Origin of the sequence: Spirosoma agri (genome assembly GCF_010747415.1) — a bacterium.
Lineage (GTDB): Bacteria > Bacteroidota > Bacteroidia > Cytophagales > Spirosomataceae > Spirosoma > Spirosoma agri.
In genome coordinates, this window is the sequence record NZ_JAAGNZ010000001.1 from 2,721,001 (window position 1) to 2,746,714 (window position 25,714).

The following is a 25,714-nucleotide window of genomic DNA, read 5'->3' on the forward strand; positions in this document are numbered from 1 at the left end:
AGTCACTGACCTTACAGAATCCGGTCCGAATTCTCGCTGACAAAACCACCCCACGCGCCTTTTTTTGTCTTCTTCCCGGAAACCGACGGCAGCGCGTTTTCGTGAAAATGGTGGCAGACCGCAATGGCCAGTGCGTCGGTAGCGTCGAAGAATTTAGGGTCCAGATCCTCCCGGAGCAGGTGACCGACCATCTGCGAAACCTGGTCTTTCGTTGCGTTTCCGTTGCCTGTCACCGACTGTTTGATGCGTCGGGGTGCGTACTCAACAATCGGGATATTGCGTGACAAAGCAGCCGCCATAACGACGCCCTGTGCCCGGCCCAACTTCAGCATGGCCTGTACGTTTTTACCGAAAAACGGGTCTTCAATCGCCATCTCGTCGGGATGATACTCGTCGATCAGACGCAGGATGGTTTCGTAGAGTTTCTGTAGCTTTAGCTGGTAGGTGCTATATTGAGTTAACTTTACGACGCCGTATTGGATCATAGTCATCGTCCCCGCTTTCACTGAAATGATGCCATAACCGGCAATTTGGGTGCCCGGATCGACCCCCAAAATTATTTTTTCCGGGATAACAGCGGCTGGTTTGGGAGTAATTATCATGAATGTGGCGTTGTGCTCTTTGCAAAGTAACGTGTTCTCATACGTTTTGTCGCTGAAACTAGCTAAAAAAATCGTCGTTTGGGGTAAAATCGTCGTCTTCGCCGGACTGGTGATCTATATCGGTTACGTCCTGCGACAGCAACGCTTCGACTGGACCGTCGTACAACGCCAGCTTCAAACCGTAGCCTATCCCGAACGATGGGCTATGGCCCTCTTCCTGCTAACACCCGTCAACTGGGGATTTGAAGCACTCAAGTGGCAAATCCTGCTTCGACGTGTTGAAAACGTCACGTTCTGGGCGGCTTACAAAGGTGTGTTAGCCGGTGTCGCGCTGGGGTTTGCCTTGCCTGCTCAGTTGGGCGATACCGCCGGGCGGGTACTGTCGTTGCGTATGAACCGAGCGGGAGCCGTGGGTGCGTCGCTGGTGTCGGGCGGTATGCAGTTTTACGTAGCACTGGTATTCGGTGCTGTCGCATGGGGACATCACCTGATGGTAGCACCGGATCGGGCAACGTCGGGCGGACAACTGCTACTGGTGATCTTGTCGCTGTTGTCCGGGTTGGGTGTTGTGTTCGGGTTGGTGCGCCGGCCAGTAATCGGTTGGCTGGAAAAGCGACCGGTCGCGGGTCGATTTGCGAAATACTGGACTGTAGCGGGGCAGTACGATAATCGAGAAATTGTTCTGGCGCTTGGTGCAGCTGCGACCCGCTATCTGGTTTTTTCAATTCAGTTTTATATGGCGTTACGGTTACTTGGCATAAACTTGCCAGTGCCCATATCTGCTTCGGGTATTGGTCTGGTCTTTCTGGCGAAAACGATTACCCCTGCGTTCAATCTGCTGAGTGATCTGGGCGTTCGGGAAGCCGCGTCGCTCTGGGTGTTTGCCCCGTTCGGCATACCGGCACCGGTCCTGCTGACGGCTACGTTGACGCTATGGCTTGCCAATGTGTTAACCCCGGTTCTCGTTGGCCTGATCTGGGTCTGGAAACTAAAACTGACTGCCGAATGATTGGTTTCTTGCTGGCGGTTAGCCTGCTGTATGCGTTATTTACCATTACGCTCTGGATCACCTGGCTGCGAATGCCTTCATTTACGCCTACCAGCAACCTGACCAGTGGCCCACGCCTGACGGTCATCATTCCCGTTCGTAACGAAGCCGCCAACATCGGTCTCCTGCTGGATGATTTAAGTCAGCAAACGTATGCCAATTTTGAGGTAATCGTGGCCGATGATTCCTCAACCGATCAGACATTAGCGATCGTTCAGGATTACGCGCGTCAGGCTACGTTTTTGCTGCGTCCGCTGGCCCTGGCCAATGAACGCACGGCGTCGCCTAAAAAGCGGGCCATTACCCAGAGCATTGCCGTTGCGCAGGGGACATTGATCATCACGACCGATGGCGATTGCCGCGTTGGCCCGGACTGGCTGGCAAGTTTTGCTTCATTCTATCAGAAAACGGGTTTTAATGTACTATCGGGACCGGTGACGTTTACAACCAATCAGGCTCTTACGGACTCCTTACAGACGGTAGAGTTTGCCAGTCTGATCGGGTCCGGTGCCTGCACGATGGCGCTCGGACGTCCAACGATGTGCAACGGGGCTAATCTGTGTTACGAGAAAGCGGCTTTTGTCGAAGTAGGCGGCTTTGCGGGTGTGGATCAGCTGGCGTCAGGTGACGACGAATTTCTGATGCACAAAATTGCGGCCCGCTACCCGGCTGGCATCGGATTTCTGAAAAGTGCGGAGGCCATTGTTACCACGCAGCCGCATCGGACATGGTCTGCTTTTTACAACCAGCGGAAACGTTGGGCCAGCAAATGGCGTATGTATCAGAACTGGGGACCAACTGTATTGGCGGTGTTCGTTTTTCTGAGCAATGCGGCTCCGGTACTGGCTGTTCTGGGCTGGTTGCTCGGATTTTTAAACGGAAATGCTACACTAATCGTTGTTGCGCTGAAGGTTGTGCCCGAGTTTTTGTTTTTACGACAGGTTCTTGTTTTTTTACAAAAAAAATCGTCAGTGGCCACGATTCCACTGACGCAGTTGATTTACCCATTCTACGTCGTATTCTTCGGGCTGGTGGCCCAGGGAAAAGGATACCACTGGAAGGGGCGAAAGCTTAGCTAACAGGCAGTACGCACTACAAATGGGGTGCCCCAAGCGGTGTATACTAGTTGCCATAAACGATAAACTGCTTTGTCATTGTTTCTGCACAAATCAAATTTTCTGTTCCGGACGGTTTACCCCGAATTCTGGTGGAAGGTCGAGGATAGGGTCGAACCGACGATTTATCTTACGTTCGACGATGGTCCTATTCCGCAAGTGACGGAGTTTGTGCTGGACCAACTGGACAAATATGCAGCGCAGGCAACGTTTTTCTGCATTGGTGATAACGTCCGGAAGCATCGGGATATGTTATATAAAGTACTCGAAGCCGGGCATATGGTCGGTAATCATACGTTCAATCACCTCAACGGTTGGAAAACGGACGATACCGTCTATCTGGAAAATATCCAAAAATGCCAGCAGGAGTTAGGTGTCGAAACGTCGCTTTTCCGGCCCCCGTATGGTCGGATCAAGAAGGCACAGGCTGCTGAGGTGATGGAACATTATTCTGTGGTGATGTGGGATGTGCTGACCGGGGATTTTGACCGGCGGCTACACCCGGATGTGTGCCTGCGCAAAACCATTCAGTATACCGAACCCGGCTCTATCGTTGTTTTCCACGATAGTCTGAAAGCATGGCCGACGATGCGCTATGTGTTGCCCCGGATGCTGGCTCATTTTGCCGAGCGAGGGTACTCATTCCGTGCGGTTCCGCAACCTGTTTATGCCGGATACTAACCACGGGGAACGCAGCATCAATCCATCGGTAAGTATCCTGATTGCAGCCCGTAACGAAGAAACAACGATTCTGCGTTGTCTGGAAGCCATTGCTCAACTCGACTTTCCGATTGATGACCTGGACGTACTCATCGGTAATGATCAATCCACGGATCAGACCGGGCCGATCGTAGCCGCTTTCATTGCGGATAAACCTCAGTTCCGGCTCGTGCCTTGCAACGAGTCGATAAACGAACTGCGGGGCAAAGCGAATGTGCTGGCTCAACTGGCCGCTCAAGCAACGGGCGACTTTTTCTTTTTTACGGATGCCGATACGGAAGTCCCTCATGAATGGGTACTGGAAATGCGTCGGCACTTGACGCCAGCGGTTGGTATTGTTTCCGGCATCACTCTCCCCGAAGGTCCTGCAATATTTCACAAACTTCAGGTCATCGACTGGCTTTATAACCTGACCCTGACCTATCTGGTGAGTAGTGCCGGGGTTCCGGTTACGGCAATGGGCAACAACATGGCAGTGAGCCGGAGCGCGTATGAATCCGTTGGCGGTTATGACGAACTGCCCTTTTCGGTCGTGGAAGATTACACGCTGTTCAAGGCCGTCGTACGCCAGGGTTTCGGTTTTCGAACCGTGGTGACTCCGCAGACCCTGGCGCGGACGAAAGCCGTCGATACGCTTCCGCAATTTTTACAGCAGCGCAAACGCTGGATGCGGGGAGCCGTTCAGTTGCCGGTCTGGATGGTTATTTCGCTGTATGTCCAGTATCTCGCTTTGCCGCTGTTGCTGTTGATCGGCTGGTTCAGTCCGGCACTGGCTATTGGGTTATACGTGGCAAAACTGTTTATCCAGACCTTTGTCATTTCGTTTGGAATAAACCGGTTGCGGCAAACCAAGTTATGGCCGTACGCGTTGCTATTTGATGCGTATCTGCTGATCATCGGCCCACTGTCGGTCTTATTTTACTGGCTACCTACGCCAATCAGCTGGAAAGGAAGAACCTATAACTAGCCATTTCTATAGTTAAGCGTAGCCTAAAGACGTACCACGGGTTTTAACCCGGTTGTGCATTAGTTGAGGAGCGGGTTAAAACCCATGACATGAGTACCTGCCGCCACTTTATAAATTGATTCGGCTGAACAACAGCCTATTGCCCGAAAAAGATGATACTCATTGACACACACGCGCACATTTACGATACCCAGTTTGACGAAGAACCCGGTCAGGGCGGGCGCGATGCGATGCTGGCGCGGGCCGAATCCGCGCAGATCAGCCAGATCTGGATGCCCAACTGCGCCCGCGAAACCGTTCCCGGTATGATGGCGCTTTCCGAACAATACCCGGATCGATGCCTGCCTATGATGGGCCTGCATCCGGCGTATGTCAACGACACCGTTGACGATGAACTGGCCGCTGTTGAAGACCACCTGAACCGAAACGCGTACATGGCCGTGGGCGAAATCGGACTGGATTTTTACTGGGATATGACCTTTGTGGACCAGCAGTTCGCTGCCTTCGACACGCAACTCCGTTGGGCAGCCGCCCAAAACCTGCCTGTCTCCATGCATACCCGGTCCGGCCATGATCGCAATGCATTCATGGAAGCCGCCGATGTGATTGAGCGACTGGCGCTGCCCGGACTAACCGGAATTTTCCATTGTTTCGTCGGCACCCTCGATGAAGCGAACCGCGCTATCGAGATGGGTTTCAAACTTGGTATCGGGGGCGTTAGTACCTTCAAGAATGGTGGTCTGGACAAAGTGTTGCCGCACGTCGGTCTAGAGCATCTGGTGCTGGAAACGGACGCCCCTTATCTGGCACCCGTACCGTATCGGGGCAAGCGCAATGAGCCAGCCTACATCAAACTCATTGCGCAGCGCGTGGCTGACCTGAAACAGATCAACATCGACGATGTGGCCCGACATACCACGTCGAATGCGTTATCACTGCTGCCCGCTCTGTACGCGAATCTGCTGCCACAATAAGGGTTGCTATGTAAGCCCGAAGTTCAGTTGTCAGTTGAAATTTACCTTGTCGTTAGTCAACATACCTCATCATTTTTACCGAATGCCTTACAAGACAGTTCGCATCAATCCTGTATTACCCAAACAGCCCCGCTCGTCCGTTCTAGTCATTTATACCGGTGGTACATTCGGCATGGTGTATGACCCGAAAGCAGGCCAGCTTATTCCGTTTAATTTTGAACAGGTGCTTGATCGCGTTCCTGAATTGAACCGTTTCGACTTTGAGATCACGATACTGACGCTTCCCGAGATCATCGACTCATCGAACATGAAACCCGCCGTTTGGGTAGAACTGGTTCGGTTGATCGAGGAGAACTACGACCAGTACGATAGTTTTGTAATCCTTCACGGGACCGATACGATGGCTTATACGGCTTCCGCGCTGAGCTTCATGCTCGTCGGATTGAACAAGCCGGTCATTCTGACGGGTGCCCAATTGCCCATTGGCGTCGCGCGTACCGATGCCCGTGAAAACTTCATCACCGCTCTGGAGATTGCTGCCGCTCTGGATACGGATTCGCCGACAGCGGGCCGTCCCGTTGTTTCCGAGGTGTGCGTTTATTTCAATTCATTTCTGTTGCGGGGAAATCGATCGACCAAGCACGAGAGCGTCCAGTTCAACGCGTTCACGTCCGAGAACTATCCGCCTTTAGCTACGGCAGGCGTCAGCATCGACTACAACCGCCCATATATTCGTCCCTACCAGCCGGATTGGTCGCTTCGGGTTCAGTCTGTACTCGACACGAACGTAACAATTCTGAAGTTGTTTCCGGGCATCACCCAACCGGTAGTCGAATCGATCGTGTCGATCAAAAATCTGCGGGGTGTTGTGCTCGAAACCTACGGCGCGGGCAATGCCCCAACGGATGACTGGTTCTTGACTACGCTCAAAGATGCCATTGATCGGGGCGTTGTCATCTTCAACGTATCGCAGTGCAATGGCGGACGCGTTACGCAGGGTCGTTATCAGACGAGTAAAATGCTCCAGCAGATCGGCGTCGTGAGCGGGAACGACATCACCACGGAAGCGGCCATCACGAAACTCATGATTGTGCTGGGTCAGGAACGTGATCCTGAGCAGGTACGTCGGTTACTGGCTCAACCGCTTAATGGTGAGATGAGCGAATAAGTCTGATTTTTTTACTCATGAAGTATTGTGTTGTAAAAAACAATCGCACATATTTGCACTCCCAAACGAAACAGAGAGCTGCCGGAGTGGTCGAACGGGTCTGATTCGAAATCAGAAGTACTCGCAAGGGTACCGGGGGTTCGAATCCCTCGCTCTCTGCCCGATTATGCGTAACATGCTATTTAGTAGCGTGTTACGCATTTTTGTTGTTAAGGGGTTTAGGGATTCCGGGTGACTGTTCCGGAGAAAAATGCCTGTCCGAACGCACCCTATGAATAAAAATTGGCTGGCCTGAAATGGAATTTGATGCGCCCGATAGTAATTTCGACTTTACCGGGACTTTATCAATACAGCCCAACCACAGGCCAGTTTATCCATGAGTTACCACTAATTTCTCACGTTTATGAACGGAACGATTAACCAGACATCGCTTGACGAATTGTACGATCAATTAATTTCGAACCGTGCTCCTTTACGCCTTGAACATCCGGCGGGCGAAAAAAAACAGGATGAGTTAGATGCTTATTTCCGCCGTTTAGTGTCGACCGCCAGAGCGTTAGCGGTTTACAAGAATTTCAATGGCGAGGGTGAATTTCTGGATGATTTTGATCGTCACAACACCAGCGACAGCGAAATCCGTGACTTCATGTTTGAGCATGACAAGACCTTTACGGACCTTATCGAGCGATACGAAGCTGAGACGAAAACAGCTGATTAGTGCCCTTTTAGGATTGTTTTGAATAGCCTTTCTTGGCCAAAATACACTCTACTTCGCTAAAGTCGGACAACTGTTTTAAAGAGTCGAAACCACTCTTTACAAGTCGATACTTTACCCTGTTGCAATATCCAGTAACGCTGGCTTAACCGCTGGCGTAGTACCCTATCCACGATAAACGATGAATGGTAACGATAAACAGCTGCGTCGGCAGTTGTTCCAGCTCCATCGTCTGCTCAAAAGCGGCATGATGACGACTGAATTGCTCGCCGATGCCCTACTTAATTTGCCCGACGAGCCGAAAAAGGTATTCCAGCAGTGTCTGAAACAACAGCTACGCGTTGAGTTGAACAAGCAATATGCCACCTGTCAGGTCTACCTGTTTCAGTATATGGAGATTTGGGCAGCGATTGAGAAGAAGTAACCCTCGTCGTTCCGAATCGACAACAGGTTTATTCCTCCACAAGCCGCGTTAATCCGGTCCACAAGCCAGTTGGTCGAAAAAAATGACGAGCGTGGGCGATCGGCATCTAGTTTTGATTCCATAGCACACGTAGTCATATGGTTCACTCTACCCTGGGTTTCGTTCACTTAATTGCTTCCTTATCAGCCATGCTGATGGGGACAATCGTCATCCTCAACCCCAAACGGGGAACGCTCCACAAACGCATGGGTTATGCGTATGTCCTCAGCATGCTGGTGCTTAACCTGACCGTGTTTCAAATCTATCATCTGTTTGGTCGCTTCGGTCCTTTCCACTGGCTGGCGATGCTAAGTCTGCTTTGCCTGTTCGGGGGCTTCATCCCGGCACTGATTCGTCGGCACGTTGCCAACTGGCTCCATTGGCATTACTACTTCATGACCTGGTCAGTAGCCGGGCTCTATGCCGCGTTTTGGGCCGAACTACTGACGCGCACACTACCCATGGGGCAGTTCTGGCCAATGGTGTTCGTCGCTACCGGCATAACGATGGGCATCAGTTCGTACCTGATTCGCAAACACGCTTCTCGCCTGCTGGCTTCTCATCAAGGGTGACCTGGCTAATCGGCATGGTACAACGACTTAACGTATAGTAAATCCGATTTGCCTGACACGAGAACGGTCCTGACTAATCCTGGAAGAAGGGAATAGTCAGGACCGTTCTGATTGGAACAAGTCTCCGACGGAAGAAAGTGCACAACAAAATAGCCCAAATAGGTAGATCTACGCGTTCTGGCGGTACATTTGGGGTTAAAAAATTGGTGATGTAGTTCTGGATAGGCATGTCTGGGGTATAGACACGGTTTCCGGCAGTGGGCCCGTTACGCGACGTAGCCCGCGACGAATGGTCTACGTACCGGGTGTTGCTAAGGCCAGCTAAATGCACGCATCCTGTTGACCGGCTGAATTCCGCTGTGATCAAGATCGTGAAGACAGCAGATACACCAATTTGACACGTTAAACGAATACTGGATTACTCTCTTACAACCTGCTATGCGTTCTGTTGCCCTCTTTTTTGCCCTTGTCAGTTTGTCCTGGCTGACGGTTGCCCAAACGCCAACACCCTATGGTGCCGTCCCATCGCCCCGCCAGTTGCAGTGGCATAAGTTGAAGTACTATGCCTTTGTGCACTTCAACATGAACACCTTCACCAATGAAGAGTGGGGGCACGGCACCGAAACTGCCGACCTGTTCAATCCGACGCAGCTCGATTGCCGACAGTGGGCGAAAGTCGCCAAAGAAGCGGGAATGGAAGGCATTGTCATTACGGCCAAACACCACGATGGTTTCTGCCTGTGGCCCAGTAAATTCACGGAACACTCGGTCAAAAACAGTAAATGGCGGGGAGGAAAGGGCGACGTACTTAAAGAGCTGTCGGCTGCCTGCAAGGAATATGGATTGAAATTTGGTGTATACCTCTCGCCCTGGGATCGAAACCACCCCGCCTACGGAACCCCGCAATACAACGAAATTTTCAAGAATACGCTCAAAGAAGTGTTGACCCAGTACGGTGACGTTTTCGAAGTGTGGTTCGACGGGGCCAATGGGGAAGGACCCAACGGCAAAAAGCAGGTTTACGACTGGCCGGGGTTCATCGCCACGGTGCGGCAGTATCAGCCGAACGCGGTCATTTTCAGCGACGCGGGCCCCGATATTCGCTGGGTGGGTAACGAAGATGGCTATGCGGGTGAAACCAACTGGGCTACCCTGAATCGGGATAAGGTATATCCGGGTTATCCGGATTACTGGGAGCTGACACCGGGTCATGAAGACGGTACGCATTGGGTGCCCACCGAAGTCAACTGCTCGATCCGGCCGGGCTGGTACTACCACGCCAGCGAAGACAACAACGTAAAGTCGCTGGAACATCTGGTCGATATTTATTACAGTTCGATTGGGCGCAATGGGAACTGGTTACTGAACCTACCCGTCGATCGGCGGGGGCTGGTCCATGAAAACGACGTTGCGCGACTTATGGAACTGAAAGCCTACACGGACAAAGCGTCGATTAATCTGGCTGGTGGCAAGGTGATTACGGCCAGCAGCGTTCTCAGTAAAGCCCCGACTTTTGCCGCCAGCAACATACTGGACAAAAGCCGGGATACGTACTGGGCAGCCGCCGACGGTGCCAAACAGGCTACACTCGACATTGATCTGGGGAAACCGACGACGCTCAATCGACTGCTCATTGAAGAATACATTGCCTTAGGGCAGCGGGTAAAAAAGTTTTCCGTGGCGGCCTGGCAGGACGGTAACTACCAAACCATTGCGCAGGGAACAACCATCGGCAATCGGCGCATACTGCGGTTCCCGGTTGTGACAACGAGCAAAATCCGGGTGACCATCGAGGAAGCCAAAGCCAGTCCGCTTATTCGCCACATCGAACTCTACAACGCCCCCGAACTTATCGTACCCCCGGTCATTAGCCGGAGCAAAGACGGGCTAGTGACCATCGCCTGTCCTCGCACGACTGATCCGGTCATTACCTACACGACCGATGGGTCTGAGCCAACGGCCAGCAGTCCCCGGTTCAGCCAGCCGTTTGCGCTGGTGCAGGGCGGCACCGTAAAAGCCCGCGCGTTCATCGATAACATGAAAAAAGCCAGCAGCCCTGTTTCCACGAACTTCGACATTAGCTCGACCAAATGGACGGTTGTGTCAGCCGGGACGGTACCCGTAAAGGGCATCGACCGCCTGATTGACGGGAATCCAATGACGTTCTGGCAGCAGCGTAAAGTAGGTGATGGACCTGTACCGGTGGTTCTTGATCTGGGTGAGACACTAATGCTGAACGGCTTTACATACCTGCCCCGGCAGGATGGCAGAAAAGAAGGTATCGTCTACAAATATGCTGTTTCGGTCAGCCAGGATGGACAAAACTGGTCGGCACCGGTTAGCCAGGGCGCGTTCAGCAACATCAATAACAACCCGGTCGGGCAGGCAGTCCGGTTCGATAAGGTGCAGCCAGCGCGTTATCTCAAATTCGAGGCCCTCGAAACAACAGGGGCAACCGATACCACCGTCGCCATTGCCGAACTCGGCATCCTGACGCGCTAAACGATATTCGTTAGCAACCAGACTTAAATTTTTGCCCACAGAGGCACAAAGAACACCGGACCTGGATGTATTGATAGTATCACCTGCTGAGCTCGATAGTCTCTGTGCTTCTGTGAAACGTTCCTTACTGTATAGCCATCAACTATGTTAAAACGGTTTATTTACATTACTGTCTCACTGCTTTCGGTGAGCCATCTTCAGGCCCAGACGAAGCCTGAGTCCACGACGTATTCCTTTACGAAAGGACTGGTCGCGCTGACCGGCAGCCGCTACGGGCGGGAAGCAATTTATGCTGATCCGCTGGCCTATCAACTGTATACCGGTACGCTTAAATCCCCAGCTGAAGGGGCGGTATTCGGCACCGACGAGCAGGGAAAGGAAATCAAATGGATGCCCGTCACCGCCGATAGCCTGAACCGGTTACGGCTTCGGGGAAATTTCCGGGGCAATGGGGGCGCACCCGCCGGCCCCGGCGTGGTAGCGGGTACACTGCGGGGTGGTATCGGTGGGGGCGGGGGCTATACCTACCTGACGTATCCATCGACCCGTGAACAGGTCGCTCTGCTGACTATCAAGGGAAACAGCAACGTCTACGTAAACGGTGAACTGCATATGGGCGATGCCTACAGCATGGGGTATCTGCACATTCCGGTAAAGCTCAAAAAAGGACTGAATGAGTTTTATGTGCGCGGTGTCATGATCACGGCCAGCCTGAATTTTTCGGATAAGTCCGCGTTATTGTTCACCGACGATCCCACGCTGCCCAGCATCCGGATAGGTGAATCGAATGCTTCGCTTCAGGGCGCTGTGGTCGTGGTCAATGCCGCGACGACCCCCCTGACTGGCTTGCAGATAAGCAGTAACGTGAACGGAAAGTCGCTGACAACCAGTCTGCCCGTCATTCCGGCCCTGTCGAGTCGAAAGGTAGCGTTTCGCTTCGATGGCAGTGGAGTTACCGCCAAAGGCCCACAATCCTGCGCGTTGACCCTTACGCAAAAAGGGAAGGTGCTCGATGCAGGTACGGTATCCGTGGAGGCCGTTCCTGCCGGTGCGTCATACAGCCAGACCTTTGTTAGCCAGATCGATGGCAGTTTGCAGTACTACGCTGTGACCCCCCAGTCATCGGTCACAACTGCCCCCTCGGCGCTGTTTCTGTCGGTACACGGGGCGGGTGTGGAAGCCAGTGGTCAGGCGCGGGCCTACAAAGCCAAAGACTGGGGTAATCTGGTGGCGGCTACCAATCGGCGGCCACGCGGCTTTAACTGGGAAGACTGGGGCCGGATCGATGCGCTGGAAGTGCTGACGATTGCGAAAAAACAATTTAAGCCAGACCCGCAGCACATATACCTGACTGGTCACTCGATGGGTGGACACGGGACCTGGTTCCTGGGGGCTACCTATCCCGATAAATGGGCAGCTATTGCGCCTTGTGCGGGTTATCCGACGTTGAAAGAATACGGTTCCGCCGATGGGGTGATTCCGGATTCCAGTACGAATCCACTGGAAAAGATGCTGTTACGGTCCGGCAATCAGAGCGACGTGCTGAAACTGACGAGCAACTACAAACCACTAGGTATTTATGTTCTCCACGGCGATGCTGACCGGACGGTGCCCGTTACCTACGCGCGTCAGATGCGTAAACTCCTGGGCGAATCGCAACCCGATATGAGCTACTACGAATACCCCGGCGGTAGTCACTGGTTCGGCGACGAGAGCGTTGACTGGAAACCTTTGTTCGATTTTTTCAAATGGCATCAGATTGCTGTCGATTCTACGGTGAACGCGATCGATTTCACGACGGCCAATCCCGGCATCTCATCGACATACCGGTGGGCAACTATTGAACAGCAAAACCAGCCGCTTCTCTACAGTCGGATGCAACTCAACCGGAAGGGACGGTCCATTACGGGTACGACGGCCAATGTAGCGCTCCTGAAACTGGCCCTTGATGGATTCGGCGCGCAAACGCCCCTGACAATTACGCTCGACGGAACTCCGGCGCTGACGTACACGACGACCAGTGCGCAGGACTCCTTATTTTTACGCCGGGAAAACGGGCAGTGGAAGCAGACGCAACGGCCCGATGCGAGCCAGAAAGGACCCCATCGGAATGGTACGTTCAAAGAGGCATTCAACAACCGCATGGTGTTTGTGTATGGGACAAAGGGCACGAAGGAGGAAAATGACTGGAACTGGCAGAAAGCTCGCTACGATGCTGAAACCTGGTATTACCGGGGCAACGGGGCCATCGACATCATCGCCGATACGGATTTTTCGCTGGCAAAATACGCCGACCGAGGAGTCGTTCTGTTCGGTAACGCGACCAACAATGCCGCCTGGCCAGCACTGTTGGCCGATTGCCCGATTCAGCTGGAGCGCAATCGCATTCGGGCCGGGAGCCAGCAATGGCAGGGCGATGATGTAGCCACCTATTTTGTCTGGCCCATTAAAAGCTCAAAAACGGCCTCGGTCGCGGTCGTTGGCGGAACGGGGCTGAAGGGCATGAAGGCTGCTTCGGCCAACCAGTACTTCGCCGGAGCCAGTGGTTTTCCTGACTTCATGATTTTCGGCCTGGATATGGTTCGGGATGGGAGCAAGGGCGTTCGGATGGCGGGCTTCTTTGATAACGACTGGAAGCTAACGCCGGAACTCATCTCCGTCAATGAGCAGAAGGACGGGGATAAGTAGGGTACTCGATGCGTCGTATCTCCGAGATACGACGCATCGAGTACCCTATTCGTAACGCTGGTAAATTATTTAGAAGCTAACTCATTTCGTTCAATGATCCGATTATATTTCCTGTTGTTTGTCCTGTTTAGTACCGCAACCATTCGGGCGCAGGACGGTGCCCAGCGGTATCCGCTCATTCCCTACCCAACGACGCTAATCCCTGCATCGGGCCAATTTGCTGTTACGGCTCAAACTGCGCTGATCGTGCAGGATAATCGGTTTAGCGGTGAAGCCAAGCAATTACAGACATTGCTGGAACCGGCTCTGGGCAACCGTCTGCCAACTACAGGAACTGGTTCGAAAATTGTGCTTCAACATGATGCCTCCATCACGAATCCGGAAGGCTACGCTCTGACAATTACGCCCCGGCAGGTGACGCTCAAAGCCAGCCAGCCCGTCGGCATGTTTCGGGCTGTTCAGACCATCCGCCAGTTGTTGCCGGTAGCCATTGAAAAACCGGAAAAGCCACGGGCATCGCTAACCCTGCCCGCGGTGCAGATTCAGGATCAACCCGCCTACGCCTGGCGGGGTATGCACCTCGACGTGTCGCGGCATTTCTATTCCATCGATTATCTGCAACGGTTCATCGATCGGCTGGCGCTGTATAAGTTCAATAAATTTCACCTGCACCTCACCGACGACCAGGGCTGGCGTCTGGAAATCAAAGCCTATCCCAAACTGACCACCGAAGCCGCCTGGCGCACGTTCAACAATCAGGATTCGGTCGTCTTGAAGCGGGCTGTCACCAATCCCGACTTCGACCTGCCCAAGCAGTTCATTCGCCAGCAGAACGGGCAAACGCAGTACGGCGGCTTTTACACCCAGACCCAGATGCGCGACCTGATTGCCTACGCAGCCGCGCGGCACGTTGAGATCATTCCCGAGATCGATATGCCCGGCCACCTGAGTGCCGCCATCAAAGCGTATCCATTCCTGAGCTGTACGGGTCAGCCGGGTATGGGTAAAACGTTTTCGGTCCCCATCTGCCCCTGCAACGAACCAACGTACACGTTCATGGAGGCCGTGCTGAGCGAAGTGATTGCGCTGTTTCCAAGCCAGTATGTTCACATTGGGGCCGATGAAGTGGAGAAGTCGACCTGGTCGCAGTCGGCGGCTTGTCAGGCGCTGATGAAGCGGGAGAACATAAAGAACGTCGAGGAATTGCAGAGTTATTTCGTGCATCGGATCGAGACGTTCGTGCAGTCGAAAGGCAAGAAATTGATGGTCTGGGATGACGCGCTCGAAGGGGGACTTAAGCCGTCGACGGCGGTGATGTACTGGCGTAGCTGGGTAAAAGACGCGCCCGTCAAAGCCGCGCAGAATGGTAATGATGTTGTGATGACGCCGGTCAGCAACTTGTATTTTGATAGCCCTCCGGGTATTCAGTCGGTCGAAAATGTGTACAACATTGCCGTTGTGCCCGAGGGTGTGACCGCCGGGCAGGTGAAGCAGTTTCTGGGGGCTCAGGCCAACATCTGGACCGAATATATCCCGACCGAAAATCGCGTCGATTACATGGCTATGCCCCGCATGACGGCACTGTCGGAAGTGGTCTGGACGGCCAAAAAAGACTATCCATCCTACCAGAAGCGGCTTTTACAGCACTTCCTGCGTATGGAAACGATGGGCATTCATTACCGGCTACCCGACCTGACGGGTTTCGCCGAAGAGAACGTGTTTGTCGATAAGGCGACGTTGCGGATTAAAAAACCGCTGGACAGCTATATCCTTCGCTACACGACCGATGGGAAACAACCCCAGGCGAATTCGCCCAAACTACCCGCTGATTTCGTCATTTCGACGCCACAAACGGTTAACGTAGCGGCTTTTACGCCATCGGGCGTCCGGGGCGATGTATATTCGCTACGCTACCAGCAGCAGGCCTACGCAACACCTGTCAGCGCAGCCAAACTGGGCCCCGGTTTGACCTGCTTTTATTTTAAGAAACAGTTCAAGGAAACGAAACTGATGAATGATCTGAAGGCCGACAGCACGTACACCATCAACAATGTCGTGGTGCCCAAATCGGTGACTGCGCCTAGCTTCGGGATTCAGTTTTGGGGCAACCTGACCGTACCCGAAACCGGTATTTACAGCTTTTTCTACACCTGCGACGACGGGGGCGTTCTACGCATTGCCGACCGGCTGGTGGTCGATAACGACGGAAATCATTTCCCCATCGAAAAAAGTGGACAAGTTGCGCTGCAAAAAGGGACGCACCCGTTCCGGGCGGCCTTTATCGAAGGCGGGGGCGGCTTCACACTCAAACTGAAATACAGCCTGAACGGCTCCGAGCCAATGGCTATTCCAGATAGCTGGTTTAGCCATTAATGTACAGCATAAGGTGACTTATGGATAAGCGCTACTTTATCCATAAGTCACCTTTACACATCAATACCAGGTCTTACCGGCCATCTTTGTCGTCGTTGCTGATCTTCTTGCCTTTCTTTGCGCCACCCGCATTCATTTGCCCGAATCGCCATTCGAAGGTGAGCCGCACCGAACGACGGTACGAATAAAAGCGGGATTCGGACTCGAAGGTCGGGGCCGATTGCCGATTCGTCTGGTTTATGACCTGAATAAACGGATTATTCAAGCCCAGCGTCAGACTAGCCTGCTTGTTCATGAACTCGCGTTTGGCCGACAGGCTGTGCCAGTAAAATCCCGTGTTGGTGCCCTGTAGGCTAATCCAGCCTGAACTGTAGTTGCCATTGGCCTGAAGGGTATAATTGGGCGTAAGCTTATAACTCGTATTCATGTTGACGCTCCACACCAGCCCGCTATTGCCCTGATTGAGGGCCGGGCTGAACAGGTCGACATAGCGAATGTCGCCACCAGCGTTCAGATTCCAGTTTTTGATCGGTTGGCTGCTCACGTTTACGTTCAGGCCCATTGTTTTGCGTTGTGCAATGTTCTGGGGTTTGCTGGTAGAAACGCCCGCAGCATCGACCGTTGCGATGTAATCGATGGCATTGTTGGTTACCCGCCAGTACAGGGCCGAATTCAGGGATAGCCCTTTCTTGGTGCTGGTGCTGTAGGCCAGTTCGGTTGCGTGGCTCAGCTCGGGATTCAGGTAGGGGTTCCCCGTCTGAATGTTTTTGGGATCACTTTGATTGAGCCACGGATTTAGATACCAGACCATCGGACGTTGGATACGTTGCGTGTAACTAACCTTGATGGTGTGTGTCTTGAGGGTTTTGGCTACCGTAATGCTCGGAATCAGGTTCGTGTACTGGGTCGCCAGTTTGGTTTGTGTTGTCAAAAAATCACCCTTGATGTCAGTGTGTTCAAAGCGGGCACCAGCGTTGAGACTCCATTTCCGCTTCGAGTCGATCCGCAGAGCCGTGTAGCCCGAATAGATCCGTTGCGTGTAAGAGAAATCGTTTGATTGTGCGGAGTCGATCACCAGCGGACTTTGCCCATCCAGCGACTGCGAGACCCGGTATTCACTACCAATATCGCGCAGAATGCTTTTCGCACCGATCTCAAGTTTGATGTTGGTCGTGTCTTTCCGGCCATTCAGTGTAAACGGATGGGTATAGTCCGTCTGAAACGTGTATTCTTTGTTGCGGCTGTAATTGCTGCTGTGCTGCCGGTAGATGGGCGATTCGGAGGCTGCGTAGCGATCCGTATCGTAGAAGTAATTATCGGGCATCCGGCTGTACTGGGTGAGCAGCGAAAACTCCTGTCCGGGCTTCTTGAACGATTTTGTATAGCCTAAATCGAGCTGGCCGTTGCCGTACGGATTTTTGAACCGAGTATCGTTCCGAAAGGCTTGTAGCTCATCCCCCGCCGGATTCGTCAGCCGGTTTTGCACGATGCTGTTGTTGGGGTAATAACCACCCCAGACGTTGGCGGCAAAATTGATGTGATTGGTCGAATCAGGATCATAATCGACACTCATTTCGCCGTATCCACCCGTACCGGTATTGTCGGCCGTGCTCTGTTGGGTTAGGATACTCAGCGGCTGGCTCGGCCCGTCGCTGCTGGGTAGCAGGTTGGTACGCACGGATTGGTTTTCCCGTTTGTTACGAAACTGGTATCCATTGGCGGATAGGGTAAGTCCAAACTTCTTCTTTCTCAGATTCAGGCTCGTACCCACGCCCCGATTGAAATTGCCCGCCGTCACCGAAGCCGTGCCATTGAAGCCCTGGAGCGCTTTTTTGGTGATGATATTGATGATGCCGGCCGACCCTTCGGCGTCGTATTTGGCCCCCGGACTGGTAATGACTTCGATGGACTTGATGACATTGGCAGGCATTTGGCGCAGGGCATCGGCCAGATTTCGGGCCATCATGGCCGAGGGTTTTCCGTTGATAAGCACCTTGATATTTCCATTGCCCCGCATCTGTACGTTGCCATCCATATCCACGCTCAGGGTAGGCACTTTTCGTAGTACGTCGGCGGCCGTACCACCCGCATTGGAAATATCTTTTTCGGCGTTGTAGACCAGCCGATCGCCTTTATCTTCGACAATGGCTTTCTGCCCCGCAACGGTTACTTCCCCCAGGGTCTTTCCCTCCGCAGTAATCAGGATAGATCCCAGCTGGATAGTCGGACGCTCGGCGGTGAGTGAAACCGGCAGGCTTTTACTTCGGTAGCCCACAAACGATACGACCAAGCGATAACTGCCCAGGGCCAGACTAGGCAAAACAAACGAGCCTGCACCGTCGGTTGTGGTCCCGGTGATCAATTTTTGGCCATCCATAAGGGCCACGGTGGCAAACGGAACGGGTTTGGCCGTTGTTGAATCGGTTAGCGAGCCGGTCAGCTTACCGAGGGTAGGGGCTTGGGAAAAGGCACGGGCGAGCCCAACGCCAAGCAGAAGCAGCGTGAACAGATGTTTCATCGTAAAGGGAAATAAGAAGGAGGAACCTGTTAGAAGCGAGCCATCAAGCCAGCAGGATTAAAGGTGGTGGGCAACGGGGACGGGGCGCGTAATCCGGTTTTACGCGTATCCGTTCAGGTTGATTGAAAGATGGTAATGCGTTTACGTATGTTGCATCCTTCGTTAAAAAAAATCTAGATTTTGCTAATTTTCGGCGAACCCGTCGATCGTCTTAACGGTCAGGATACCCCGTAAACGCCTGACTACAGCGAAGACGATCGAACGGGCAATGCATTACAGTGTCGGGTAGTTTTTTTTGCCAGGCTGCTGGCTGTTAACTTCGTAGGGTTTCTGTGACGCAGGAGTCTCCCCGGACGAATAGCCTAGTCGTGAGTATGCTGTAATGTGAATCAACTGTTAGCTAGTGCCGATCAAAAAAGCAAGATTGCTTTTTTTCTGTCATTCCAACGACAGGACCGGGCCGCCGGGATGATAGGAAAATCGAGAAACGTTGCTTTATCCATAACGCTCACTACATGATCGACAACGAAACAAACCGCCTGTCCCGACTGGTCTCGTTACTAACCTTGCTGCAAACGAAACGAACCGTAACCGCCGGTGAATTAGCCAATCGTTTTTCGGTCAGTACGCGGACCATTTACCGCGATATACGAACCCTCGAAAGCGCGGGAATCCCCGTGGTGACCCAGGACGGAAAAGGCTATGCCATGCTGGATGGGTATCGACTGCCACCGGTCATGTTCACGCGCGAAGAAGCCATCGCTCTGCTTACGGCGGAAAAGATGACCGCTCAGCTCACCGACGCGATCACTGCTCAGCGATTCGGCACAGCGATGGACAAGCTGCGCGCCGTGCTGAAGCGTGCCGACCGCGATCACCTCGAAACCATCACCCCCCACATTCAGGTACTGGCACCAACCGGCCAGCCTGATCCCCCGAACGCTTACCAGCAACTGATGGCTGCCGCTACGGCTCGTCGGGTGGTACACCTCCACTACTGGTCGGCTGATTCCGGCTTACCCACCACGCGCGACATCGAACCCATTGGCCTTTACCTGAGTCAGCAGTGGCACGTCGTAGCCTATTGCCGGCTGCGTCAGGCGTTTCGGGATTTTCGGCTCGACCGCATTCAGCAGTTAGCCGTGCGTGACGAAGTTTTTGTGGCCCGCCCTGAAACATTGCAGCACTATTGGGAGAAAGAGGCCAGTCGGCAGGGTAAGGATAAGGTCGTTATTCATGTTCAAGCCGCTGCGGTGCTGCCTGCTTCAGCGCAACACTTGCAGGATACCAAGCACCACTATGGCTGGACGCACGATCAGTCCCTATCGGACGGGGTTGTCGAAATGACGTTTTTAGTTGGCTCACTGCCTTATATGGCAGCCTGGCTGCTACCGTACGCAGGTGCCGTAACCATCCGAGAACCACACGCGTTGCGGGAACACCTGCGCGAACTCGCCCAGCGGGCCTACGATTTTTTTTGCGTGTCCGATCAGGGTATGACATAAGGCTGTCAGTGGGTGTCACGACCTTTGTAAAGTCAGAGGACGAACGGCCTCATCGAGTCAAACGCAAATGAACAGCACAGTGGAAAAACGAACAATTGATCCGTGGAAATGGGGTGAGTATACAAACTCGGCGCAGGCCGTTGAGGTCAGACAGCCCGAAGGCACACTCTACTGCTCGGGGCAGGTAGCCATCGACGCCAATGGGCAGGTCCGCGACGCCGATATGAGAACCCAGTTGGTACAGACTATTCAAAACGTGGAGCAACTGATCAGCGAGGCTGGCTACGACTGCAAAAATATTGTCCGGCTGAACGTGTTTACTACCTCAACGGCCGAATTTTTTACGACCTGCGTGGACGTCTACCAAAATTTTACGGCTAAACATGGCATGAAGCAGGCGACTACGCTGGTTGAAGTGAAAGGCCTATACCAGACCGCAACCGTCGAACTGGAAGCTACCGTAGTGAAATAGAAATTTGGCTAGTTTTGCCTGGAAGAACGCTGTTCTATCGACGCGAAAACACCACAACGAATGGGATCGGCAGAAAAAGAAACTGGAACTGTTTGCCCGACCAATCGGCAACAATGGCGGGAATGGCTGCAAGCGAATCACGCTGAAAAGCAATCCGTTTGGTTGATTTACCACAAAAAGAAATCAGCGAGTTCAGGAATCGTTTATACCGATGCGGTCGATGAAGCGCTTTGTTTCGGGTGGATCGACAGCCAGTCTAAACCATTGGATCAGGAAACGTACAGGCAGTTTTTCAGCCGGCGAAAACCAGCGAGTGTGTGGTCGAGAATCAACAAAGAAAAGGTTCAGCGACTCATCAGCGAAGGACGCATGACTCCGGCGGGTTTGGCCGCCATCGACCGGGCAAAAGAGAATGGTTCCTGGACGATGCTGGATGAAGTCGAGCAGCTGATCATCCCCACGGACCTGGAGCAGGCATTCGAACAGAAACCGAACGCCAAAAACTATTTCCTGAGTCTGTGCCGGTCCGACAAACGCGCTATTTTACAATGGCTTGTGCTCGCCAAACGGGAAGAGACGCGGCAAAATCGAATCACTGAACTGGTCGAGCTAGCTGATCGGAGGCTGAAGCCCAAACTACTGCAAGGGGCGAAAAAACGGGCCGTTGTTGCAGAGAAGCCGGCGACGGATCACCCTGATCTACTCGCCTGATTTTTCGAATAATCCCATAAAAAAACGGCCATCCCCAACAGGATCGGCCGTTTTTTATGATGAACGCCAAAGGCTGAGCTTACTTCTTCGCCGAAGCAATCAGATCGTTGGCCATTTTTACGTAATCCGCGTTTTTTGCTTCGGTCGCCAACGCCACCGTTTTCTCCGCGCTGGCAATCGCATTCGCTTTCTCTTTCAATTTTAGCTCGATCCGGGCTTTCAGCAACATTACCCAGAAGGCTTTCGGGTTTTGTTCGGTGGCTTTGGTTACCCAGCCGAGAGCCTGTTTCAAATCCCGATTGGTGTCGTAATAATAACTGGCAGCCTCAAAGTAGGCAGGCTTGTCAGACGCCAGCGAAGCCTCGATGTTCTTCACGATCGTTTGATCAATATCGGCTGTGATCGTGACGGGCACGCGGGTTTTATCCCACATGATTTCCAGCACGGCCGAGTTAGGCAGAATGTCGGCGATGTTGATGGTAAATGTTTCAACTTTATTGGCCAGCGTCGTTGGTTTCACCTGAACCCGCACGACTTCGTTTTCCTTTTTGTAGTCGCCGACGTTAGCGCCCAGAGCCAGGTCTTTGGACAGCATGACCTCCCAGCTCGTCTTCCCCGGAATGGTGAATAACCCGTAGGTACCCGCTTTCACCTCTTTGCCTTCCAGCTTCACATCCGACGAGAAGGTGATTTTGGAAGTGGCGTTGGCTCCGGTACGCCACACTTTATCATAAGGAACCAGATCGCCGAAGATAGCGCGTCCTTTAACCGCTGGTCGGGAATAGTCGAGCGTAATATCACCCAGTGCGAAACTTTGCTTAGTGGTCTGTGCAGGGCTGGCGGCTGGTACTCTAAGCTGCGCCTGAACGGTTGAGAGTGAGCTGGTTGTAAGGAAAAGGGCTAAGGCAACGGCTGGGAAACGTAGACTCTTCATGACGAAGGAATAATGAATTTGAGTGTTATAAGTTTATTTTCTGAAACCCAAAGGTACAGATAATTGCGGCTGTAAACTTGGGTCGGGCGAAGGAGCGTCAAATTCGTAGTAGCCCCCCTGTCATCTTACGGCTGTTGGGAAACACCAACTGCGTCAGCAACCGGATAATTTGTCGTTCTATTATTTTTATATATAAGAAAATTATATATTTTTGTTTGAAAGTTAACTGTTGACGTAATCGACTAAGCCGTATGGACGCAGCGAATGGAGACTATTTACGGGGTACACTCAAAACGATTGTGCTTCGGTTGTTAGCCCAGCAGGGACGAATGTATGGGTACGAAATCACGCAGGCCGTCGAAGAACGTACGGGTGGCGAACTAACGCTCACGTTTGGTGCGCTTTACCCAGTACTTCACAAGCTGGAAGACGAAGGCTTATTGGTTACCCAAAGCCAGGAAGTTGATGGGCGGCTGCGCAAATACTACCTGCTTACCCCAACGGGCAGTGAAGTAGCGATTCGCAAAGCCGATGAATTTGAACGGTTTATTCAGCTGATGCGGCTGCTCATCCGGCCCACACCCGATGTAGCTTTCGGGCAATAAGTCATCCCGTATTTTCCTTCACCCAGATCGCTATTGATTTATGAACAAACTGTCACGCGCCCAACTCGACCGCTTAACACAGCACATCCAGCAGACGAAGCCGCATGAGGCACTACAAGCCGAACTCGTCGATCATATTGCCTCCCAGATTGAGCAGCGGATGGATCAGGGATACGATTTTTCGACGGCGTTTGAACAGGTTATGCAACAGGCGAACCCACAAGCCCTGGACCAGCTCAAGCAAGTATACCTTCAGGAATTCGGTATCAGGCATTCGCAGCTAACATCGACACCTTTACGGGTAGGGATTCGGTCAAAACGTCGTCCCGATACCAAGCCCTTTCGGTACATGCTACTCTCCAGCGTGCTCACCTTTTTGATACTCATGGTTTTTTTGATCGTGGTTAGTCGTCCCCTGTCCATACCCATAGACGCGTTCCAAACCGCCTGGAAGGCCGGACTGGCGGGGTTAGTTGGTGTATTCATCGTTCGTTGGTGGCTAGCGCGCAGGCTCCGCAAACCGAAACGACTGCAGACGGTCTGACCGCGGGTTTACCTAGATGACTAAGTTGTCCTAACTCCCTTTTCCAATGGTGATTCATTACCTCACGGTGGCCCGGCGTCACTTGTGGCAACATTGGCGTGTCAATCTCATTAGCCTGCTGGGTCTGGCGGTGGGGTTAGCCAGTGGCCTGGTGCTGTTTTTAGTGGTCAACTACCTCTTTAGCTTTGATCGCTATCACCCGCATCTGGACCGAACCTACTGGATTGTAACCGACATCAAGCGGGAAACCGTCAACCCAACCGACGCAGCCCCCCGCCCGCTGGCGGAGGTACTCCGGCGCGACTATGCCTTTGTAGAAAGTGCAGTCCGGCTGGAAACGTTCTTTGGGCGAACCCTGATCGTTCCGAATGGACAGGGCGGTTGGATCAAAAAGTTCGCGGAGGCTCGTACCGTTTGCTTTACCGAGCCTCAGTATTTTGACTTGTTTGGCGTAGAGTGGGTGAGCGGTAACCGGCAAACGGCACTGGCTGCTCCGAATACCATTGTGCTTAGTGAACAGTATGCCCGTAAATATTTCGATACCGCACCGGCCTTGGGGCGAACCATTCGGCTAGACAATCGAACCGACCTGACGGTAACGGGCATTGTCAGGAACCCGCCCGCCAATACCCAGCTTCGGTACGATGCTTTTGTCTCATACGCCACCATTCCCGTCCTCGAAGGGCAACATGCGTTGGCCGACTGGCAGGGGCTACAAGCTATGTGCTTCGTACGACTGCGGGAGGGAACTAATCCCGACCTACTCAATCGAAGTTTACCGGTCATTCGGCGTAAAAATCTACCAGCTCAGCACGTTAACCAATTTGATTATAAGGTCTTGCCGCTGGCAGAACTGAACCATCAGCGCAGTGGTACGGCTCCGCGTTCAGTGCTCTACGCACTGATTGGGGTAGGGGTGCTCCTTGTGCTGGCTGGCTGCGTCAATTTTATTAACCTGGCGACGGCCCGGGCGCTCAAACGGGCGCGGGAGGTGGGTGTTCGCAAAGTGATGGGTAGCACGCATTGGCAACTGATCGGTCAGTTCATGCTGGAAACCGCCTTGCTGGTACTACTCGCGGTGCTTGTCGCTTTGGTGCTGACCCAGCTAAGCGTACCGCTGGTCAATCGAACCCTGGCCGCGAACGTTGAAATGCTCCATCCGGATCTGTCCATTGGCGATGTGATTCAGCCGCGGGCCATGGGGTGGTTTCTGGGTCTGATCGGTGGCGTTATTATTCTTTCGGGCCTGTATCCGGCCTTCGTGCTGGCCCGTTTCAATCCGGCAACGGCACTCACGAACCGACCAGCAACTCGACTTGCAGGCGGGCTAACCGTTCGGCAGATACTTATTCTGGGTCAGTTTGTGCTGATGTACTTGTTCATCCTGGGCGTGCTGGTCATTACGACGCAACTTCGGCATATGCAAAAAGTACCCTGGGGTTTTCGACACGACCCGGCGCTGGTCGTTTTTCTGCCCCAGCAGGGGGGCGTTCCTATGTCGGTCTTACGAGAACAGTGGAAGCGTATTCCAGGCGTTGAGGAAGTGGCTTTCGGAAGCGATCTGCCCGCGTCGCCCCACAACTGGCCCAATCCATTCAGCTACCACACCGCGACCGAACCCGAATCCTTCGAAACCCGCGTACGGGCGGTGGATGAAAACTACCTGTCCGTTTTCGACTTGTCGCTGGTGGCGGGTCGGAACGTCCGGTCCCCCGACACGACCGGGCGCGAGGTGCTGGTCAATGAGACACTGGTAAAGCAGTTAGGCGTTGTCTCGCCCGCAGCCATCCTGGGTAAACCCATCCGGCTGAAAGATGCCGATCGGGTTATCGTTGGCATTGTGCGCGACTTCCGTAGTGGTGATTTGCACCAACCCGTTTTGCCCATAACGCTGATTCATGACCTCCCGCATAGCCGGGCAGCGGTGCTGCGTCTAAGTCCGGCCTACTCCGACCAGACCCGGCAGGCCATTCAGCGGGTGTGGGACAAGGTGTTGCCGGATCAGGTCTATCATGCCGAAACGCTAACCGATCTGATGCAACACTTTACCGAAACGGAGCGATTGTTGGGGGGACTGGCCCAGGCGTTCGCGCTGGTAGCCATTGGTCTGAGTTGCCTGGGTTTGTACGGACTTGTGACTTTCCTGAGCGAAACCAAAGCTAAAGAAATTGGCGTTCGCCGGGTACTCGGTGCCCGCACGACCCAACTCCTTTGGGTATTAGGCCGGGAGTTCGGCAAACTACTTGGTCTGGGCTTTCTGGTAGCGGCACCGGTTGGGGCGTGGGCTTTGTCGGGTTGGCTTCAACAATACGCGTACCGAATTCCGGTAAGCGGTTGGCTGGTGGTGGCAACTTTTCTGCTGACCGGGCTGATAACCGCGCTGACCGTTTTCCGTCAGGCCCTGAGCGCTGCCCGTATCAATCCGGTTTACTACCTCAAAAGTGAATAACCGACTGTTCTATTCGTCCAAAATGGAGGCTGGTCGGTACACGGCAGTCTTTCGTTCCTACGTTTATTT

General features: G+C 53.2%; 21 protein-coding genes and 1 tRNA gene. 19 read left to right on the forward strand and 3 right to left on the reverse strand.

Annotated elements, in window-relative coordinates; translation table 11 throughout:
• Nucleotides 1-11: 11 nt before the first annotated feature.
• On the reverse strand, nucleotides 12-602 hold the full coding sequence (gene ruvC, locus GK091_RS11245) for a crossover junction endodeoxyribonuclease RuvC (RefSeq protein ID WP_164037484.1): 591 nt from the start codon (nucleotides 600-602) through the stop codon (nucleotides 12-14).
• 46 nt (nucleotides 603-648) lie between these two features.
• Here ruvC and GK091_RS11250 point away from each other — a divergent pair, with 46 nt between their 5' ends.
• The 13 genes from GK091_RS11250 (at nucleotide 649) to GK091_RS11310 (ending at nucleotide 15,907) form a co-directional block, all read left to right on the forward strand.
• The gene (locus tag GK091_RS11250; RefSeq protein ID WP_246202206.1) at nucleotides 649-1,611 is read left to right on the forward strand and encodes a lysylphosphatidylglycerol synthase domain-containing protein; all 963 of its coding nucleotides are present in this window, start codon (nucleotides 649-651) and stop codon (nucleotides 1,609-1,611) included.
• Nucleotides 1,608-2,729 (forward strand): glycosyltransferase, encoded by a 1,122-nt coding sequence (locus tag GK091_RS11255; protein ID WP_164037486.1) that lies wholly within the window; start codon nucleotides 1,608-1,610, stop codon nucleotides 2,727-2,729. Before GK091_RS11250 ends, GK091_RS11255 begins: the two co-directional genes overlap by 4 nt.
• 69 nt (nucleotides 2,730-2,798) lie before the next feature.
• A complete protein-coding gene (locus GK091_RS11260) occupies nucleotides 2,799-3,446 on the forward strand; it encodes a polysaccharide deacetylase family protein (protein ID WP_212592954.1) in 648 nt (215 codons plus the stop codon).
• Nucleotides 3,433-4,452, forward strand: a complete 1,020-nt coding sequence (locus GK091_RS11265) for a glycosyltransferase family 2 protein (protein ID WP_164037492.1) — start codon at nucleotides 3,433-3,435, stop codon at nucleotides 4,450-4,452. The genes GK091_RS11260 and GK091_RS11265 overlap by 14 nt, the downstream gene beginning before the upstream one ends.
• A 152-nt stretch (nucleotides 4,453-4,604) precedes the next feature.
• Complete coding sequence (locus tag GK091_RS11270; protein ID WP_164037495.1) at nucleotides 4,605-5,426, forward strand: TatD family hydrolase; 822 nt, start codon at nucleotides 4,605-4,607, stop codon at nucleotides 5,424-5,426.
• An 82-nt stretch (nucleotides 5,427-5,508) separates the two neighbouring features.
• Entirely contained in the window at nucleotides 5,509-6,594 is a 1,086-nt protein-coding gene (locus GK091_RS11275; RefSeq protein WP_164037499.1) for an asparaginase, read from the forward strand.
• Nucleotides 6,595-6,666: 72 nt separating this feature from the next.
• Nucleotides 6,667-6,753: transfer RNA gene (locus tag GK091_RS11280), tRNA-Ser, on the forward strand.
• A gap of 244 nt (nucleotides 6,754-6,997) precedes the next feature.
• Nucleotides 6,998-7,312, forward strand: a complete 315-nt coding sequence (locus tag GK091_RS11285) for a hypothetical protein (protein ID WP_164037501.1) — start codon at nucleotides 6,998-7,000, stop codon at nucleotides 7,310-7,312.
• 178 nt (nucleotides 7,313-7,490) lie between these two features.
• Entirely contained in the window at nucleotides 7,491-7,733 is a 243-nt protein-coding gene (locus tag GK091_RS11290) for a hypothetical protein (RefSeq protein ID WP_164037504.1), read from the forward strand.
• 137 nt (nucleotides 7,734-7,870) lie between these two features.
• Nucleotides 7,871-8,344 (forward strand): DUF2306 domain-containing protein, encoded by a 474-nt coding sequence (locus tag GK091_RS11295; RefSeq protein WP_164037507.1) that lies wholly within the window; start codon nucleotides 7,871-7,873, stop codon nucleotides 8,342-8,344.
• A 438-nt stretch (nucleotides 8,345-8,782) separates the two neighbouring features.
• Nucleotides 8,783-10,846 (forward strand): alpha-L-fucosidase, encoded by a 2,064-nt coding sequence (locus GK091_RS11300; RefSeq protein WP_164037509.1) that lies wholly within the window; start codon nucleotides 8,783-8,785, stop codon nucleotides 10,844-10,846.
• Nucleotides 10,847-10,990: 144 nt separating this feature from the next.
• The gene (locus tag GK091_RS11305) at nucleotides 10,991-13,534 is read left to right on the forward strand and encodes a carboxylesterase family protein (RefSeq protein ID WP_164037511.1); all 2,544 of its coding nucleotides are present in this window, start codon (nucleotides 10,991-10,993) and stop codon (nucleotides 13,532-13,534) included.
• Between the two features lie 93 nt (nucleotides 13,535-13,627).
• Nucleotides 13,628-15,907, forward strand: a complete 2,280-nt coding sequence (locus GK091_RS11310) for a family 20 glycosylhydrolase (protein WP_164037514.1) — start codon at nucleotides 13,628-13,630, stop codon at nucleotides 15,905-15,907.
• Nucleotides 15,908-15,980: 73 nt separating this feature from the next.
• On the opposite strand, the gene GK091_RS11315 is transcribed toward GK091_RS11310, so the two are convergent.
• A complete protein-coding gene (locus tag GK091_RS11315) occupies nucleotides 15,981-18,425 on the reverse strand; it encodes a TonB-dependent receptor domain-containing protein (RefSeq protein ID WP_164037517.1) in 2,445 nt (814 codons plus the stop codon).
• Nucleotides 18,426-18,940: 515 nt separating this feature from the next.
• Here GK091_RS11315 and GK091_RS11320 point away from each other — a divergent pair.
• From GK091_RS11320 to GK091_RS11330, 3 genes are all read left to right on the forward strand, one after another.
• Entirely contained in the window at nucleotides 18,941-19,930 is a 990-nt protein-coding gene (locus GK091_RS11320; protein ID WP_164037520.1) for a helix-turn-helix transcriptional regulator, read from the forward strand.
• 67 nt (nucleotides 19,931-19,997) lie between these two features.
• Nucleotides 19,998-20,402, forward strand: coding sequence for a RidA family protein (locus GK091_RS11325; protein WP_170312644.1), 405 nt, complete (start codon nucleotides 19,998-20,000; stop codon nucleotides 20,400-20,402).
• Between the two features lie 60 nt (nucleotides 20,403-20,462).
• The gene (locus GK091_RS11330; RefSeq protein WP_164037523.1) at nucleotides 20,463-21,113 is read left to right on the forward strand and encodes a YdeI/OmpD-associated family protein; all 651 of its coding nucleotides are present in this window, start codon (nucleotides 20,463-20,465) and stop codon (nucleotides 21,111-21,113) included.
• A gap of 79 nt (nucleotides 21,114-21,192) precedes the next feature.
• On the opposite strand, the gene GK091_RS11335 is transcribed toward GK091_RS11330, so the two are convergent.
• Nucleotides 21,193-22,047 carry a DUF2911 domain-containing protein gene (locus GK091_RS11335; protein WP_164037526.1) on the reverse strand — a complete coding sequence of 285 codons (855 nt, stop codon included), beginning with the start codon at nucleotides 22,045-22,047 and terminating at the stop codon, nucleotides 21,193-21,195.
• Between the two features lie 251 nt (nucleotides 22,048-22,298).
• On the opposite strand from GK091_RS11335, the gene GK091_RS11340 reads away from it, so the two are divergent.
• The 3 genes from GK091_RS11340 to GK091_RS11350 are packed head-to-tail and all read left to right on the forward strand — an operon-like array spanning nucleotide 22,299 to nucleotide 25,645.
• Nucleotides 22,299-22,652, forward strand: coding sequence for a PadR family transcriptional regulator (locus GK091_RS11340; RefSeq protein WP_164037529.1), 354 nt, complete (start codon nucleotides 22,299-22,301; stop codon nucleotides 22,650-22,652).
• A gap of 40 nt (nucleotides 22,653-22,692) precedes the next feature.
• A complete protein-coding gene (locus GK091_RS11345) occupies nucleotides 22,693-23,196 on the forward strand; it encodes a SoxR reducing system RseC family protein (protein ID WP_164037532.1) in 504 nt (167 codons plus the stop codon).
• Between the two features lie 46 nt (nucleotides 23,197-23,242).
• On the forward strand, nucleotides 23,243-25,645 hold the full coding sequence (locus tag GK091_RS11350; RefSeq protein WP_164037535.1) for an ABC transporter permease: 2,403 nt from the start codon (nucleotides 23,243-23,245) through the stop codon (nucleotides 25,643-25,645).
• The last annotated feature ends 69 nt before the right edge of the window (nucleotides 25,646-25,714 follow it).